The 17,240-nt window shown below is 67.8% G+C and carries 10 protein-coding genes; 7 read left to right on the plus strand and 3 right to left on the minus strand.

Annotation, left to right across the window (positions count from 1 at the left end; translation table 11 throughout):
- The first annotated feature begins 26 nt into the window (after positions 1–26).
- The 4 genes from OG736_RS32795 (at position 27) to OG736_RS32810 (ending at position 6,142) form a co-directional block, all read left to right on the plus strand.
- Positions 27–1,682: an ABC transporter substrate-binding protein gene (locus OG736_RS32795; RefSeq protein ID WP_327185574.1), complete on the plus strand. Its 1,656-nt coding sequence runs from the start codon at positions 27–29 to the stop codon at positions 1,680–1,682.
- Entirely contained in the window at positions 1,679–3,184 is a 1,506-nt protein-coding gene (locus tag OG736_RS32800) for a GH39 family glycosyl hydrolase (protein WP_327185575.1), read from the plus strand. Before OG736_RS32795 ends, OG736_RS32800 begins: the two co-directional genes overlap by 4 nt.
- Positions 3,185–3,389: 205 nt before the next feature.
- A complete protein-coding gene (locus OG736_RS32805) occupies positions 3,390–4,076 on the plus strand; it encodes a hypothetical protein (RefSeq protein WP_327185576.1) in 687 nt (228 codons plus the stop codon).
- Positions 4,073–6,142, plus strand: coding sequence for a beta-galactosidase (locus tag OG736_RS32810; protein WP_327185577.1), 2,070 nt, complete (start codon positions 4,073–4,075; stop codon positions 6,140–6,142). The genes OG736_RS32805 and OG736_RS32810 overlap by 4 nt, the downstream gene beginning before the upstream one ends.
- On the opposite strand, the gene OG736_RS32815 is transcribed toward OG736_RS32810, so the two are convergent.
- The 3 genes from OG736_RS32815 to OG736_RS32825 all read right to left on the minus strand — a co-directional run bounded on the left by OG736_RS32815 (position 6,136) and on the right by OG736_RS32825 (position 12,720).
- Positions 6,136–8,205, minus strand: a complete 2,070-nt coding sequence (locus tag OG736_RS32815) for an alpha-glucuronidase (RefSeq protein WP_327185578.1) — start codon at positions 8,203–8,205, stop codon at positions 6,136–6,138. The genes OG736_RS32810 and OG736_RS32815 overlap by 7 nt on opposite strands.
- Positions 8,206–8,231: 26 nt before the next feature.
- Entirely contained in the window at positions 8,232–8,756 is a 525-nt protein-coding gene (locus OG736_RS32820) for a hypothetical protein (protein WP_327185579.1), read from the minus strand.
- A 109-nt stretch (positions 8,757–8,865) separates the two neighbouring features.
- On the minus strand, positions 8,866–12,720 hold the full coding sequence (locus OG736_RS32825) for a GH92 family glycosyl hydrolase (protein ID WP_442817102.1): 3,855 nt from the start codon (positions 12,718–12,720) through the stop codon (positions 8,866–8,868).
- Positions 12,721–13,119: 399 nt separating this feature from the next.
- Here OG736_RS32825 and ngcE point away from each other — a divergent pair, with 399 nt between their 5' ends.
- From ngcE to OG736_RS32840, 3 genes are read left to right on the plus strand one after another with little or no spacing between them, the layout of a single operon-like run.
- Complete coding sequence (gene ngcE / locus OG736_RS32830; protein ID WP_327185580.1) at positions 13,120–14,583, plus strand: N-acetylglucosamine/diacetylchitobiose ABC transporter substrate-binding protein; 1,464 nt, start codon at positions 13,120–13,122, stop codon at positions 14,581–14,583.
- Between the two features lie 45 nt (positions 14,584–14,628).
- Positions 14,629–15,555, plus strand: coding sequence for a carbohydrate ABC transporter permease (locus OG736_RS32835; protein WP_054243397.1), 927 nt, complete (start codon positions 14,629–14,631; stop codon positions 15,553–15,555).
- Positions 15,556–15,557: 2 nt separating this feature from the next.
- On the plus strand, positions 15,558–16,490 hold the full coding sequence (locus OG736_RS32840) for a carbohydrate ABC transporter permease (RefSeq protein WP_327185581.1): 933 nt from the start codon (positions 15,558–15,560) through the stop codon (positions 16,488–16,490).
- Positions 16,491–17,240 lie beyond the last annotated feature (750 nt).

Raw genomic sequence — 17,240 nt, forward strand, 5'->3', positions numbered from 1 at the left:
CCCTCTTACGGAACAAGGGAGTATCCGTGAAGAACGCCGGTCAGCTGTCCCGACGTCAGATCCTCACCGCCGCAGGCTTCATCGGCCTCGCCACCCTTGCCGGGTGCGGCAGCGGCGACGACGGAGAGGACTCCAAAGACCTCTCCAAGAAACAGAACGGCGCGATGAAGGAGTACAGGGCGGGCCAGCAGTTCAAGGCGTCGAAGCCGCTTTCCTTCTCGGTCCTGCACAACAACAACCCGGTCTACCCGTTGAAGGACAGCTGGCTGTTCTGGAAGGAACTCACCAAGCGCACCGGTATCACGCTGAAACCCGTTGCCGTGCCGCTGAGCGATTACGAGAAGAAGCGCAGCGTCCTCATCGGCGCGGGCGACGCCCCGTTCCTGATTCCCAAGACGTACCACCCGTCGGAGGTCGCCTTCGTTTCCTCGGGCGCGATCCTCCCGGTCAGCGAGTATGTGCACCTGATGCCCAACTTCCAGGACAAGGTGAGAAAATGGAAGCTGGCACCGGAACTCGACTCCATCAGGCAGTCCGACGGCAAGTACTACCTTCTTCCCGGCCTGCACGAGAAGGTCAAGTCCGGCTACTCGCTGTCCTTGCGCACGGATGTCCTCGAAAGGCTCGGCCTGAGCCTGCCCACCACCTGGGACGAGGTGTACGACGTCTTCAAGGCGATCAAGGCCGAGTACCCCGATCGCTACCCGTTCACCGATCGCTGGAGCACCAACACCCCGTTCCCGGCAGCCGCGTTGCTCAGCTACCTCGGCCAGGCCTACGGGGTGCGGGCGGGCTGGACCTACGACAACATCAGTTTCGACGCGAAGACCGAGGAGTTCGTCTTCACCGGCGCCACGGACGGCTACCGCCAGATGATCGAGTACCTGAGGAAGCTGGTCGCCGAGAAGCTGATGGACCCGGAGAGCTTCACCCAGACAGATGACGACGCCGTGCAGAAGCTGCTGGGCGAGAAGTCCTTCGCGATCAGCGCCAATCCGCAGGAGCTGGTCCAGAACTACCGCTACAACCTGGAGAAACAGGTCAGCGGAGCGAAGATCGAGATGGTGCCGGTGCCGCTCGGTCCGGCCGGTCCGGTGGTGATGGGCGGCGCCCGGTTGGAAAACGGTGTCATGGTCTCCACCAAGGCGCTCAAGAGCGACACCTTCGTCGCGATGATGCAGTTCGTCGACTGGCTGTGGTACTCGGACGAGGGCCAGCGGTTCGCAAAGTGGGGCGTCCAGGACGTCACCTACACCCGTGCCGGCGACCAGTACCAGCTGGAGCCGGGCATCACCCTCATGGGCTCGGAACCGGATGCCCCGAAGGACCTGCAAAAGGACTACGGCTTCTTCAACGGTGTCTTCACCTACGGCGGCAGTTGGGCGCTGGTCTCTTCTTCCTTCAGCCCGGACGAGAAGAAGTTCCAGGACGCGATGGCCCAACGCGAGCAGCTGCCGATCGGCCCCGCCCACCCGTTGCAGTCCGTGGAGCAGGAGCAGGCATCGCTGTGGGACACGCCCCTGAGGGACCACGTCACCCAGAACACGCTCAAGTTCGTCATGGGCAAGCGCCCGCTGTCCGAATGGGACGACTACGTCACCGAGTTGAAGGCCAAGAACATGGATCAGCTCGTCGGCCTGCACAACAAGGCGCGTGACCGTTTCAAGAAGGAGAACGGGTGAGCACGGTTCCCGCCGAGCCGACAGGTCGACTCTCCGGCGCCTGGCGTTTCTGTGTGGGCACCGGCCGGATCGAACTCGCCCTGCGTCGCGACTACCAGGACTCCCTCGCCCTGATCCAGCGCGGAATCGGTTTCCGGTACATTCGCGGCCACGGTCTGCTCAGTGACGGTATGGGCGTGTGCCGCCCGTACGGCCATGAGGGAAACCGGCGTACCCACCACTCCTTCACCTACGTCGACCAGGTCGTGGACGCCTTTCTGACGGCCGGCATCCGCCCCTTTCTCGAGCTCGGCTTCATGCCCGCAGAACTGGCCTCCGGAAGCCGGACCGTCTTCTGGTGGCAGGGCAATGTCACCCCGCCCCGCTCACACCGCGAGTGGGCCGACCTGGTGCGCTCCACCCTCGCTCACCTCGTCGACCGCTACGGCCTCGACGAGGTTCGCACCTGGCCGATCGAGGTGTGGAACGAGCCGAACCTGCCCGACTTCTGGCAGGACGCCGACGAAAAGGCGTATCACCGCCTGTACGAGGTCACCGCGCACACGGTGAAGGAAGTGGACGCCGGCCTCCAGGTCGGGGGCCCGGCCATCTCCCCGGGCGCCGACGACTGGCTGGAGCGGTTCGCCGCGTTCGCGGAGCATCGGGACGTGCCCGTCGACTTCGTGTCGAAGCACGCCTACACCTCCGGCCCCGCGCAGCACGTGCCGTTCGGCGTCCACCAGACCCTGGCCCCGGCCTCCGGCCTGCTCGACCAGTTCGCCACACCCCGCGCACTCCTCAAGGGAACCCGGCTGGCCGAGCTACCGGTGCACATCACGGAGTTCAACTCCTCCTACCGCCCGGACAACCCGATCCACGACACCGCTTTCCATGCCGCTTACCTGGCGCCGGTCCTCGCGCAGGGCGGTGACCTCGCCGACTCCTTCTCGTACTGGACGTTCAGCGACATGTTCGAGGAAACCGGTGTCCCCACGGCCCTCTTCCACGGTGGGTTCGGGCTGCTCACCCACCGGCAGATCAGGAAGCCGACGTACCACCTGTACGCGTTCATGGCGCGGATGGGCCCCGACCTGCTCGCGCGCGGCGAGGACCACCTGGTCACCCGCCACCCCGACGGCCGGATCACGGTCCTGGCCTGGGCGCCCGTCGACCCGACCGGCGAGACCCCCGGATCCGGGCAGCATGCGCTGCGGCTGTCCCTCCCGGTCGCGGCGCGTGAGGTCTTCGTCCGCCGGTCCACCGTCGACGACGAGCACGGAAACGCCTACACCGCCTGGCGGCACATGGGCAGCCCACGCTCACCGCGGTCCGGGCAACTGGACATCCTGCACGAGGCCGCCGAGCCCGCCCGCAGCCACCGGCGGCTGACCACCCCGGAGGGCCGCGCCGAACTGGACCTCACCCTGTCCCGCCACGAGGTCACCCTCGTCGAACTCACCCCGGTCACCGACGAGACCCCTCCCTGGTGGGACGAACGACGGCTTCTCGGCGGGGCGGCATGAGCGCGGCAAGCGCTTCGACACCGCTTTCCGCCCCCACCGCGTATCCGGCGGAGAGACCTCATGAACCGCCACGTGCGGGATTTCGATACCGGTTTCCCGCCCCGCCGTCGTCGACCACTCCGCAGCAGGGCTGCCCGGGCCGCGGGCCGAACGATTCCGGAACCGGTTGCCCCCGCCGCAGCCCGCCGACGGCAAGGAAGGCCTCATGAGCACCGCGACCACCACGGGCGGATTCGGCACCGGACCCCTGTCCCGAGCCGCCGCCCTCCTGCACACCCTCCTCACCGTCGAGGCCCTTCTCCTCGCGACGGCCGCCCCCGGACTGGTCGGCCTGCTCTTCCTGGGCCCCGAACCGGCGAACCTGCCCCTCGCCGCCTGCTGTCTGCTGCCGCTCGGCCCGGCCCTCTCCGCCGCGCTGTACGCCCTGCACCACCGCAGCCGCGACCTCACCGACCTCCACCCCGCCCGCTGCTACCTGCGCGGCTGGCGCCTCAACGTCTTCCCCGCGCTGAAGCTCTGGGCGCCCCTGCTGGCCTGGCTCACCGTGATCGCGTTCACCCTCACCCACTTCGCCGCCACCGGCCTGCCCGGCTGGTGGGCTGTGCTGCTCGGGGTGATCGGCGTGGCCTCGCTCCTCTGGGGCGCTCACGCGCTCGTCCTCACCTCGCTGTTCGCCTTCCGCGCCCGTGACACCGCCCGCCTCGCCGCGTACTTCCTGCTCCGGCGGGGCCGCGCCACCCTCGCCGCAGCCTCCCTGCTCGTCCTGGTCGGCGCTCTGACCGGCCTGCTCACGGAAGCCCTGCCCGCCCTGCTGGCCGCACCACTGCTGCTCTCCCTGCTGAGGTCGAGCGGCCCGGTGATCGTCGAGACCCAGGAGGACTTCACCGTATGACCGAGCCCGACACCGGCCCCGACACCGGAAACGACACCGGAAACGAGGGCCGGCTCCCGCGCACCGACAGGATCCCGTACGGCGGCGACTACAACCCCGAGCAGTGGCCGCAGGACGTCCGGGACGAGGATCACCGTCTGTTCACCCGGGCCGGAGTGGACACCCTCACCGTGGGCGTCTTCATCTGGTCGCTCACTCAACCTGACGAAATCGTTTACGACTTCACGATCCTCGACGGCATCCTCGACCGCGCCGTCGCGGAGGGGAGGCAGGTCTGCCTGGCCACCGGGACCGCCGCCCTCCCGCCCTGGCTCGCGAAGAAGTACCCCGAGGTGAACCGCACCGACTTCGAGGGCCGCCGGCACCGCTACGGTCAACGGCACAACTTCTGCCCCAGTTCACCCGAGTACCGTCGACTCGCCACGTCACTGGCCGGCCGTCTCGCCGAACGGTACGTCGACCACCCGGCGTTGCTGGCCTGGCACATCAACAACGAGTACGGCGGAGCCTGTTACTGCGACCTGTGCGCCGACGCCTTTCGCGGTTGGCTGCGCGAACGGCATGTCACGCTCGACGCGCTCAACGACGCATGGTGGACGACATTTTGGTCGCACCGCTACACCGACTGGGACCAGATCGAGCCGCCGAGCGCGCTCACCGAACACTGGCGCGGCCCCGACCACACCGCGTTCCAGGGCATCACCCTCGACTACCAGCGCTTCATGACGGAGGCCCTGCTCGGTTGCTTCACCGGTGAGAAGGAGGCGATCCGCGCCCACGACCCCGACACGCCCGTCACCACCAACCTCATGGGCACCTACCGCCCGCTCGACTACCACCGTTGGGCGCCCCACCTGGATTTCGCCTCCTGGGACAGCTACCCGCCCCTCGACGCCCCGCCCACCCGTCCTGCCCTCGCCCACGACCTGATGCGCGGCCTCAAGGACGGTGCTCCTTTCTGGCTGATGGAGCAGACCCCGTCCACCACCGCCTGCCGTGACGTCAACCCCCTGCGCCGACCGGGCGAACTCCGCCTCGCCACCTGGCAGGCCATCGCCCACGGGGCGGACGCCGCCCTCTACTTCCAGATGCGCGCCTCACGCGGCGCGTGCGAGAAGTACCACGGTGCGGTCATCGGCCACGCGGGCCGCGACGACACCCGTGTGTTCCGTGAAGTCGCCGCCCTCGGAAGGGAACTGGGCGAACTCGGAGCGATCACCCTGGGAGCCCGGACCCCGGCCCGCACCGCGCTCCTCTTCGACTGGGACAGCTGGTGGGCGCTGGAGATCTCCGACGGTCCCTCGCGACTGGTCCGTTACCAGGACGTCGTACACGCTTACTACCGAGCTGCCCGCGAGGCGGGAGCCGACGTCGATGTCGTGGCGGTGACCGCCGATCTCACGCAGTACGACGTGGTTCTCGCTCCCGTGCTCCACCTCGTCAAGGGAGACCTGGCGGAACGCCTGGAGGCGGTGGCCCGACGAGGCGGAACGGTCCTCGCCACCTTCCTCACCGCCCGCTCCGACGAACACGACCGCGCCTTCCTCGCCGACGTCCCCGGTCCGCTGGCCCCCCTCATGGGTATCCGCGTCGACGAATGGGACGCCCGGCCGGAGGACGTCGAACAGCCGGTACAACTGGGAGGTGTGGCGGTGCAGGCCCGGCTCGTCTTCGAGCTCGTCCAGCTCCGCGGCGCCGAACCGGTCGCCACCTACGGCGCCGACTTCTACGCCGGCACCCCGGCCGTCACCCGTCACCACTTCGGCGCCGGCCAGGCCTGGTACGTGGCGACCGCTCTCGACCAGCCCGGCGTCGACCACGTCGTCCGCCGGGTACTCGCCCGCCACGACCTGATCGGCCCCTACGCCGACCACCACCCCGTCGAGACCGCGACCCGCGTCACACCCGACGGAACCCGTCTCCTCTTTCTCCTCAACCACACTGCTGAGACCGCCTCGTTGCCCGCCCACACAGCCGCGACCGACCTCCTCACCGGCAAACGGCTCGAGCAGGGCGACGTGCTCGCCCTCGACCCGCTGGGCGTGGCCGTCCTCCGGCTTCAGTAGATCGTGCGTCCCCGAACGTCCGGGATCCCGGACTTCCGCAGGAAGTAGCTGTTCACCTGGTCCCGCCACTCGCGTGCGCCGCGCACCTGCTCCTCGTACCGTTCCGCCACGCGCGCGTGCCACGCCGGCTCCACCAGGTCCGCGAGGCCCGCCCACACCCGGCGGGCCTCCTCGGCTTCCTCCACGCCCTCGAAGTGCGTGTCGTAGATATGCTGCACAACCGTTTTCCCGCTCCTCAGCACATGCCCGTACGGCACATGGTGGAAGAACAGCAGAAGCTCGTCGGGACACGACGCGGCCGACTCGTACAGCTCGGCCCAGGGCTTGGCGTACTGCGCCGCGTACCCCGTGCCGGTGGCCGCGCTCCGGTCGACGCCGATCCCGTCCCGGTCGGCGAAGTGGTACGTCCCCCACGGGCTGTACTCGTAGCCGTCGACACTCGGCCCGTAGTGGTGGCCCGGCTGCACCATGAAGCCGACGCCGAGCGGCGCGGTGTACTTCTCGTACGTCCGCCAGGAGCCGTGCAGCACCGCCCGCAGCCCGGCGGCCAGCCGCTCCGAGGCAGATGGGAAGGTGAGCGCGATCCACTCGTCCAGGATCCGATGAGGGTCGGCAGCCGGTTGCCACGCGAGCCGGCCGAAGGTGTAGAGGTTCGCCTGTGCCAGGGGATGCCCCGTCCAGAACGGGTCGTCACCGACGTTGGCCACCGCCACCAGTCCGCCCCGCGTCGACTCACCCACGGTCGGGCGCAGTTCACCCTCCGGTCGGAAACGAAGCGCCTCGCTCCACATGGGACCCAGCCAACACACATGCCGTTGCTGTCCGGTGTACTCCTGAGTGGCCTGCACCTCCACAGCGAACCGGGTGTGCGACAGAGCTCCCAGCACCGGCGAGACCGGCTCACGCACCTGGAAGTCCATCGGCCCGTGCTTCACCTGGAGCACAGCGTTGTCGGCGAACTGCCCGTCCAGAGGGGCGAAATGGTCGTACGCGGCCCGCGCCCGATCCGTCGAGCGGTCCCGCCAGTCCTGGTGGTGGTCGTACACGAACGCCCGCCAGTGGACGGTGCCGCCGTGCGGAGCGAGCGCCGCCGCCAGCATGTTCGCGCCGTCCGCGTGTGAGCGGCCGTAGGTGAACGGGCCCGGCTGACCCTCCGAGTCGGCCTTCACCACGAACCCGCCGAAGTCGGGGATCGCGGAGTACACCTCCCGCACGGCCTCCGCCCACCAGCGGCACACCGCCTCGTCCAGCGGGTCGGCGGTGGCCAGTCCGCCGAGCGCGACCGGCGCGGCGAAGGTCACGGACAGATGGGTGCGGATCCCGTACGGACGCAATGCCCTTGCTATGTCCGCGACTTCGCCGATCCGGCCGGTGAGGAGGTGTGCCTCGGTCTCGTGCACGTTGACGTTGTTGACCGAGACGGCGTTGACCCCGCAGGCCGCAAGAAGCCTGGCGTACGCCCGGACCCGCTCCGACTCCTGCCGGGCTCGCCCGTTCTCCCAGAAGAGCGAGCCGCCCGCGTAGCCGCGCTCCACCTGGCCCATCACGGGATGTACGGCCACGTTGTCCCAGTGGTCCAGCATCCGCAGCGCCGTCGACGGGCGGTGTGCCTCACGGGCTCGTGTGCCCCGGAAGGCGTCCTCACCGAGCCGTACGACATGGAACAGGCCGTACAGCAAGCCGGGTTGACCGCTCGCCGTGACGATGGTGGTTCCGTCGGCGTGCTCGATCACGAACCCCTCTGCGCCGAGTTCGCCGGCATCAGCCGGGCCACCGAGGCCGCCGACAGCTCCGAGACCCGGACCGGTGTCGCCGTAGCCACCCACCTCCGCCACCCGCAGCACGAGGTCGTACGAGGACGGGGTGTCCGATTCGCCTCGGCCTCGTACGACCATCTCGCCGCCGAACTGAGCGCAGGCGTGGGCCACTTCACCGTGCACCGTGTCGACCAGTGGGCCCGAGCCGTCGACCAGTGTTCGCCGGCTGCCCACCGGCCGGAAGGCCTCCGGTGGCAGCCAGGCGGGGTCGATCCCCTCGGGCAGGACGGGCACGGTGAGCGGCATGGTCCCTCCGGGTGGTCCGGGCTTGCCTAGGCGATGGCCGAGCCGGTGCCGCGGGCGGCGCCGATGAGGTCGGTGAGAGCCGCGTCGTCATAGACGGAGATGTCGACGTAAGCGCCTTCGGGCAGGTCGAAGTCGATGACCTGGTAGTCCAGCACCGCCGTGGTCCCGGGCGGGCTGAAGGTGCCCAGGTTGTGGCTCACGCCGCCGGAGGTGTAGCCGACCTTGACGTAGTACGTGTCACCGTCGTTCGCGGTGTCGTACACCCACAGCTTCTCGTCGTTGGGGTGGAACTCCACCTTGCCGACGAACGCCCCCGAGTTGGTCAGCTCCATCTTCACGGCTTGGCCGCCGGCGTCGTTCGCGAAGTACGTGTTGTCGAACGGGTCGGTGAGGTTGCCGCCGCTGCACGGGCAGTTGTCGGTGTCGTAGTAGTACGCCTGGAACACCGGGTTGGGGCTGTACGCCTGCGCCGGAGCCGCCGTCGCGAACAGGGCCCCCGCTCCCAGCGCCGCACCCACGAGCAGTCCCGTGAACCGTCTGATGATGCTCATGTTCCGTTTTCCCCCTCCATGACGGGCCGCCCGGTGTCCACGGGCGGCCTGATCATTCTGGAAGACGGGTGACGCCCGGTACAGCACGCCATCGCTGTTGGTTACCAGATCAGGACAACAACTCCACCTCTGCGAGGGTGACTTGACCCGCCTGTGCTCCGGCGGAGGCTTTGCTCGTCGCGCCCGCTGTGCCCACCCCTCCCGTGTCGCCGTCGAGGACCAGCCGGTAGTGCGCGTACGTGCCCGGACGCTCGAGCGTGAAGGCACGTGTCTGCCGGTCCCACGGGAAGCTCTCGCCGGAGCGGCGGTCCAGGTCGGTCCATGTCAGGCCGTCTGCGGAACCCTGGAGCACCCAACTCGTCGGTGCCTGGGTGTGGTCGGCCGACGTGAGGGTGTACTGGACCGCTTTGGTGCCGGCGGTGACCGGCAGGTCGAGCGCGCCCGACAGCGCTTCCTGCGTCGCCGACGTGTCGTCGAACAGCGCGCCCGCTCCCTTCAGCACGTCCGTGCGCGGCGCCGGCACCTTGTCGTCCTGTGTGATCGAGACCGGACCCGCGTTCTTTCCGGACCCCCACGACGAGGGGCGCGGTCCCATGTCGAACTCGAGGACGCCACCCTTGGCGAGGAGTGTGTGGGGCAGCGAAGTCGACGTCCAGGTGCGGCCGTTGACCTTCAGGCCCTGTACGTACACGTTCTTGGCGCTGTTCTTCGGCGCCTTGACGACCAGGTCCTTGCCGTTCTCCAGGTGCACGGTCGCCTTGGTGAACAGCGGTGAACCGACGGCGTATTCGCCGCTTCCCATCACCAGCGGGTAGAAGCCGAGCGCGGAGAACAGGTACCAGGCCGACTGCTCGCCGTTGTCCTCGTCGCCGTGGTATCCCTGCCCGATCGAGCTGCCCGTGTAGAGCCGTGCGAGCACCTCGCGGGCCTTCGCCTGCGCCTTCCATGGCTGTCCGGCCGCGTCGTACATGTAGATCGCGTGGTGGGCGACCTGGTTGGAGTGCCCGTACATGCCCATCCGCACGTCCCGCGCCTCCGTCATCTCATGGATGACGCCGCCGTACGAACCCACAAACTCCGGGGAAGCGGTTTCCGGGGTGGCGAAGTAGGTGTCGAGCTTCTTCGCCAGACCGTCCCGGCCGCCGTACAGGTTGGCCAGGCCACGGCTGTCCTGCGGGGCGGTGAAGGCGTAGCCCCAGCCGTTGGTCTCGGTGTAGTCGTAGCCCCACACTCGCGGGTCGTAGGCATCCGACGGCACCCGCCAGTCGCCCTTCTCGTCCTTCCCCTGGAAGAACCCGGCCTTCGTGTCGAAGAGGTGCACATAGCCCTGCGCGCGGTTGAGGAAGTAGTCGGCTTCCTCCTGGTAGCGCTGTTCGCCGGTCTGCCGGTACAGGGCCTGGCCCATGCGGGCGATGCCGTAGTCGTTGAGGTAGCCCTCCAGCGCCCACGACAGACCCTCGTGCGTGGCTGTGCCGGTGTAGCCGAGGAAGGGCGAGGTGGACATGCCCTTGCGGCCCACTCCTGACGCCGGGGGCACGACCGTCGCGTTCTTCAGGGCGGCCTCGTACGCCGACTTGGCGTCGAAGCCGACTCCCTTCACGAACGCGTCCGCGAAGGCGACGTCGGACGAGGTGCCGGTCATCAGGTCGGCGTACCCGGGCGAGGACCAGCGCGAGGTCCAGCCGCCGTCCTTGTACTGCTGCACGAACCCGTCGGTCAGCACACCGGCCTGAGTGGGTGTCAGCAGCGAATAGGCCGGCCAGGTCGTCCGGTAGGTGTCCCAGAAGCCGTTGTTCACGTACACCTTGCCGTCCACGATCTTCGCGCCGGTGTGCGTCGGGGTGTCCGGGCCGGGCATCGGCGAGAAGGGCGACGCGTACCGGTACGTCGAACCGACCTTCTCGAAACCGGAGTTGGGATACAGGTAGAGGCGGTACAGGCTGGAGTAGAGCGTCGTGAGCTGGTCCTGGCTCGCACCCTCGACCTCCACGGTGCCGAGGAGCTTGTCCCACTGCCGCTGGGCGCGCTGTTTGACCGTGTCGAAGTCGGTGTCCTGCGGGATCTCCTGGCGGAGGTTGTCGCGGGCCTGGTCGACACTGATGAGGGAGGTCGCCAGGCGCAGGGTGACCGTGCGGTCGGCGCCCGCGTCGAAACGCAGGTAACCCTTTACCCCGCTCGATGAACCATCCGTCACCGGTGCGTCGAACTCGCCGTACACGAACAGCCGGGTCGCTCCCGTCGACAGTCCCGACTTCACGTCCGAGTAACCGGTGACGACGCCTGCTTCCTTGTCCAGGGTCAACCCCGCCTGGTCGGTCACGTTGTCGAAGACGACGCTCGCGTCCGAGCCCGGGTAGGTGAAGCGCAGGGCGGCCGCATGGTCGGTCGGTGCCATCTCCGCTGTGAGACCGTTCTCGAAACGGACTCCGTAGTAGTACGGGCGGGCGGTCTCGTTCGCATGCCGGAAGGGCAGGGCCCGTGCCGTCCGCCCGGTGTCCGGGACGCCTGCCGCGGCCGACGGCATCATCTGGAAGGTCTGTCGGTCGCCCATCCACGGACTCGGCTCGTGACTCGCGCTGAACGCCTGGATCGTCGGCAGGTTGTCCGCGTTGTTGGCCCGCGCGTAGTCGTACAGCCAGCCGAGCGAGGACGCGTTGGTCACCGGCGTCCAGAAGTTGAAGCCGTGCGGCACGGCCGTGGCGGGAAACGTGTTTCCGCGCGAGAAGCTCCCGCTGGAGTTGGTGCCGCGGGTGGTCACCGCATAGTCGGACAGATGCGCCTTCGCCGCCTCAGGGGCAGGGGTGCGCAGCGCGATGTCGTCCACCCAGCCCCTGAACCGGGCCGGCCCGCCGGGGGAGTCGTAGGCGAGGAGAATCCGGTCCACGGTCTTCCCGGCCGCCACCGTCCCGATCGCGGACATCACGTCGTTCCACTGGTTGACGTACAGCACCTTCGCGGCGCCCTGTCCGCGAGGCGACAACGGGAAGCCGTACTGATCGCTCGCCCCGAGCCCGCTCAGGTACGTGCCGTCCGTGAAGGCAAGGTCCACGGAAACATTTGTCGCGGCGTAGTCGCGGTCGCCGTCCGCCATTCCGGGGAAGATCCGGTACGCCAGCTGGGTGCGGGTGCCGACCCGGACATTCACGTCGAAAACCTTGTTGTACGAGTAGGCGCGGCCGGAAGCGGTGTGCCGACCCGCGTAACGCAGCGCATGGCGCCCGCTGAACCCGGCGCCCGCCTTCGCGGTCGGTGATCCGCTCGGGCCCCGGTCGACGACGGTGAGCATGTCCGGCGGGACGGGCCCGTCGCTGCCGCCCGTGCCGAACCGCACGTCTGCGAGCTGCAGGATCCCGGCGCCGTGGTTGCGAGTGACCTCCAGCCGGAAGTGCCGATACTCGGCCGGGGCCGCGAGGGCGTACGTACGTGTCTGGAACCGTTCGGCGAAGGACTCGCCGGCGCGGGTGTCCAGGGGTGTCCAGGCGGTGCCGTCCGCCGAGCCCGAGAGGCTCCAGTCGGCGGGGTCGCGCTCGGCGGAGTCATTGGCCGAGGTGAGTGCGTAAGCGTTTACCCGCGCGGGCTTGTCGAGGTCGAACTCGACCCACCCGGTCGATGCGAACGCCAGCCACTTGGTGCTCGACTCGCCGTCGACGAGGTTCTCCTTCACCTCGCCGCCGGCCGTGTTCTCCGCGCTCGCCCGGACGTCCGTGACCCGGTCGGTCACATCGCCGGGGAGCCCGCCGCCGTAGCCGCCGTCCACCCCCGAGGCCCGCTTGCCGCCGCCCGGTGTGGTGTCGACGGTGCTCTGCCAGTCGGGGGCGTGTTCACCCGTCTCGAAGGACGAGGCGAACCCCCGGCCCGGTATCGGCACCGGGGAGGGCAGTGCGACCGCCGTCCCCTGTGCGCCGACCGTCATGACCAGAGCAGCCGTGATCACGACCGCCCGCAACCGCCCCAACCGCTGCATGCGTGAGCACCCTCCCCGCGCCGGACAACGCCCCGGACAACGTTGTCCTCCTGGTTGCGCAGGAATCAGTAGGTGGCCAAGTGGACAGTGATGTCAAGGATGTTGATTGCGCCAGGCGAGGCTCATGTCATGCAATTTTCCGGCAAGGTACCCACCGGCCGGTCATATTTCCAGGAGGTCTCAACTCGGAAAAGACCAACGGCCAACCTTGCATTCGATCTTGCTCCGCTGGCAAGAAGTGGACTATACCTGTCGGCGATTCACCGTTGAATCCGGCGATGCCGTCCGACCGCGTGATCCGTACGACCGCATGATCCGTACGACCCTGCTTGACCTGACCGCGGTGCCGGGAAGGATCCGGTGCACCGCCTGAGTCCTGGAGAAGGCGAGGACTTGAGCATGGGATCCCACTCCGAGAACATCGGCTCCGACAAGAACGGCTCCGTAGGGGTCGGCCGCCGAGACCTGATCAAGAGATCCGCGGCGCTCGGCCTGATCTCCGTCCCCACGATGAGCTTTCTGTCCGCCTGCGCCAGCAGCGGAGGGGGCGGCGAGGACAAGGCCAAGGCCGGCAAGAAGACCGCGAAGAATCCCCTCGCGGTCAACGAAGCCGCCCAGATGGAATTCGTCCTGTTCGACGGCGGTTTCGGCAAGGAGTACGCCGAGGACGCGGTCAAGATCTACGAGAAGAGCTTCCCCGACGCGAAGGTGAAGTTCTCGGCCACCCAGAAGATCCAGTCGACCCTCCAGCCCCGCTTCAACCAGGGCACCCCGCCCGACCTCATCGACAACTCCGGCGCCGAGCAGATGGACATGGGTGTGCTGGTCGGCAAGAAACAGCTTGCCGACCTCACCCCGCTCCTGGACGCCGCGTCCTACGACGACCCGAACAAGAAGGTGCGCGACACCCTGCGGCCCGGCATCGTCGAGATGGGCCAGTTCGACGGCGACCCGGTCTGGATCATGTACTACGCCTACACCGTCTACGGCGTCTGGTACTCGCAGAAGGCCCTGGACTCGCTCGACGCCACGTACCCCGAGACCTGGGACGAGATGCTCGCGGTCTGTGAGAAGGCCAAGAAGAAGGGCATCGCGGGTTGGACGTACGCGGGCAAATACCCGTACTACCTCCCCTTCTCGCTGTACCCGATGATCGGCAAGGTGGGTGGCCGCGAGGTCCTCGACGCCATCGACAACCTGGAGCCGAACGCCTGGAAACACCCGGCGGTAAAGGCTTGCTTCGACGCCTACTACGAGCTGTTCGCGAAGGGTTACGTCCTCAAGGGCACCCCGGGCCTGGACCACATCCAGTCGCAGACCGCGTGGGCCAAGGGCAAGGCCCTGTTCATCCCCAACGGCTCCTGGGTGGAGAACGAGTCGGCGAACGTCATCCCCGCCGACTTCGACCTGGCCGTCTCCGCGCCCACCGGCATCGACTCCTCCGACAAGATGCCCTTCGGCACCATCTGGGCCTCGGGCGGCGAGCCGTTCGTCGTACCGGCCAAGGCGAAGAACACGGCGGGAGGCATGGAACAGCTGCGCATCATGCTCAGCGAGGCGTCCTCCAAGAACTTCACCTCGAAGGTCAAGTCGCTGACCGCGTACAACGGCGGCACCGACGGCATCACCCTCACCCCCGGCCTCAAGTCGGGCGTGGCGGCGCTGGACAAGGCCGGCGAGAACGTGGTGAATCCGCGACTTCAGGACTGGTATGTCCAGCTGCAGAAGGAGAAGATCGGGGTGTCCGGCCTCGGCGAGATGATGGCCGGCCGACTCACGCCGGCCGAGGCGATCAAGAAGATCCAGGGCTACGCCGACGAGGCCGCGAAAGACACCTCGATCAAGCATTACAAGCACCAGTGACGGTGAGAATCACGGCGAAGTATCCATAAAAGCACCGGAGTGGCGATGCAGCACGGCAAGTACCGGTTCATCGTGGGGTTCCTGGCGCTCCCCCTGGGACTGTACGCGCTCTTCGTGGTGTGGCCGTTCATCCAGTCCATCTACTACTCGTTCACGGACTGGACCGGCCTGAGCCCCGAATTCAAGATGGTCGGCCTGGACAATTACCGGAGGATGCTGGACGACGAGATCTTCTGGAAGTCCTTGCAGCACAGCTTGATGTTCGCGGTCGTGCTGCCGCTGGTGACGATCAGCCTGGCGCTGTTCTTCGCCTTCATGATCAATGTCGGTGGACGGCGAAGGAAGGGCGGCCCGGTGATCTCCGGGGTCCGGGGCTCTTCCTTCTACAAGATCGTGTACTTCTTTCCGCAGGTGTTGTCGATCGCCATCGTGGCGCTGCTCTTCGCCTTCGCCTACAACCCGGACAGCGGCGCTATCAACTCCTTCTTCCGGGGGATCGGGCTGGACGGCCTCCAGCCGCTCTGGCTCGGCGACCCGGATCTCGCGCTGTGGTGCGTGATGGCGGTGCTGGTCTGGTCCACGGTCGGCTTCTTCGTGGTCCTGTTCTCGGCGGGCATGGCCTCCATCCCGGCGGACCTGTACGAGGCCGCGCTGCTCGACGGCGCGGGCCGGGCCGCGACGTTCTTCCGCATCACCCTGCCGCTGCTCTGGGACACCGTGCAGTCGGGCTGGGTCTACATGGGGATCCTCGCGCTCGGCGCCGAGTCGTTCGCGGTCGTGCAGATCATGACGACCGGGCCCGGCGGCCCCGACTACTCGACCACCGTCATGGTCCTGTACGTGTACCAGAAGGCCTTCCGTGACGGTCAGGCCGCCTACGCCACCACCATCGGCGTCGCCCTGCTCATCGTGACGCTGGCGTTTGCCGCCGTCGTGATGCGGCTGGGACGGCGCGAGCGGCTGGAGTACTGACGATGAAGACGACCGAAACCCCCGCGCCTCCGCCGGCCGAGTCCGGCTCGGCTGTCCCCGTCATGAAGGTCGACCTGGCCACCAAGAAACGGCCCACGGGGAAGAAATCGGAAGGAAACGTTCTCAACGCCTTCTCCCACGGCATCCTGGTGATCTGGGCGATCATGGTCGTGCTGCCGTTGCTGTGGGCGGTGATGACCTCCTTCAAGGACGACAGCTCCATCTTCGGTTCACCCTGGTCGCTGCCGGACAAGCTGCACTTCGACAACTGGTCACGGGCCTGGACCGAGGCCAACATGAGCGACTACTTCCTCAACACCATCCTGGTGGTGGGCGGTTCACTCATCGGCACGCTGGTCCTCGGCTCCATGGCGGCCTACGTCCTCGCGCGTTTCGACTTCCCGGGCAACCGTTTCATCTACTACCTCTTCATCGGCGGCATGAGCTTCCCGATCATGCTGGCGCTGGTCCCGCTGTTCTACGTCGTGAACAACATGGGCCTGCTGAACTCCATCCACGGCCTGATCCTCGTCTACATCGCCTACTCGCTGCCGTTCACGGTGTTCTTCCTGACGGCCTTCTTCCGCACGCTGCCGACCTCGGTGGCGGAGGCGGCCTTCGTGGACGGCGCCTCGCACAGCCGTACGTTCTTCCAGATCATGGTGCCGATGGCCAAGCCGGGCCTGATCAGCGTCGGTATCTTCAACTTCCTGGGCCAGTGGAACCAGTACATGCTGCCCACGGTCCTCAACACCGATCCGGACAAACGCGTCCTCACCCAGGGCCTGGTCCAACTGGCCGTCAGCCAGGGCTACAAGGGTGACTGGTCGGGGCTCTTCGCGGGCCTCGTGATGGCGATGCTGCCGGTACTCGCCGCGTACATCGTCTTCCAGCGGCAGGTGGTGCAGGGGCTGACCGCGGGGGCGCTCAAGTAGGAGCGCTGAAGCAGGAGCGCGTCCGAGGCACGGCCGGCGCCCGCGTCGAGACACGCTTCAGGTCTGCGCGGGCGCCGGCTTCACGGAACCGCCCGCGCAGACCCGGCCAGGAGTTGGCCGCTACGGTTTGCTGTTGCTGTTGCTGTTGCTGTTGCTGTTGCCGACGCCCGCCGTTGGCGGCATGTATGCCCTCACGAGGCACGCCTTCGCTGCCGCTCACGCTCTCCGCCGGCCTTCCGACGCGGGCCTTCCGTCACCGGTCCTCCGCGGCCGGTCGCGCCTCCGTCGGCTTCCCTCGCCTTCCCGCCTTCGTCGGTGTCCCGCAGGTGTCCCGCCGCGATGTCGACGCAAGCCCGCGCCACCCTCACTCTTTGCTGGACGTCGACTTCCGCTCCGACTCCGGGTTCCGGCTCGGCGCGCGAGCCGATCTCGGCCGTGGCTGTGGGCCGCGCCGTCCGGGCCGGCAGCAAAAGATGAGACGAAACCGACTTCGCCTTCATTACCTGGCCCCTGACGCCCAACCCCACCTCCACCGCCCCGCACCTTCCCCGGGCGCTCGCCCGGAGCCCACCCAGCGCTCACCTCACCCCCGCCCCCTGTCACCACCTGTTCTCCCGCCACCCCCGCCCCGGTCGAGCCCCTGGCGGCAACGCCCCGCAGCCGCTCCGGCACGTCCCGCAACCCCGGCTCCGCCACCCTCCGTGTCTCTTCGCACGCATGCGGATACTGTTCAACCTCTTGACGGGAGGC

Source organism: Streptomyces sp. NBC_01334 (assembly GCF_035983595.1).
Taxonomy (GTDB): domain Bacteria; phylum Actinomycetota; class Actinomycetes; order Streptomycetales; family Streptomycetaceae; genus Streptomyces; species Streptomyces coriariae.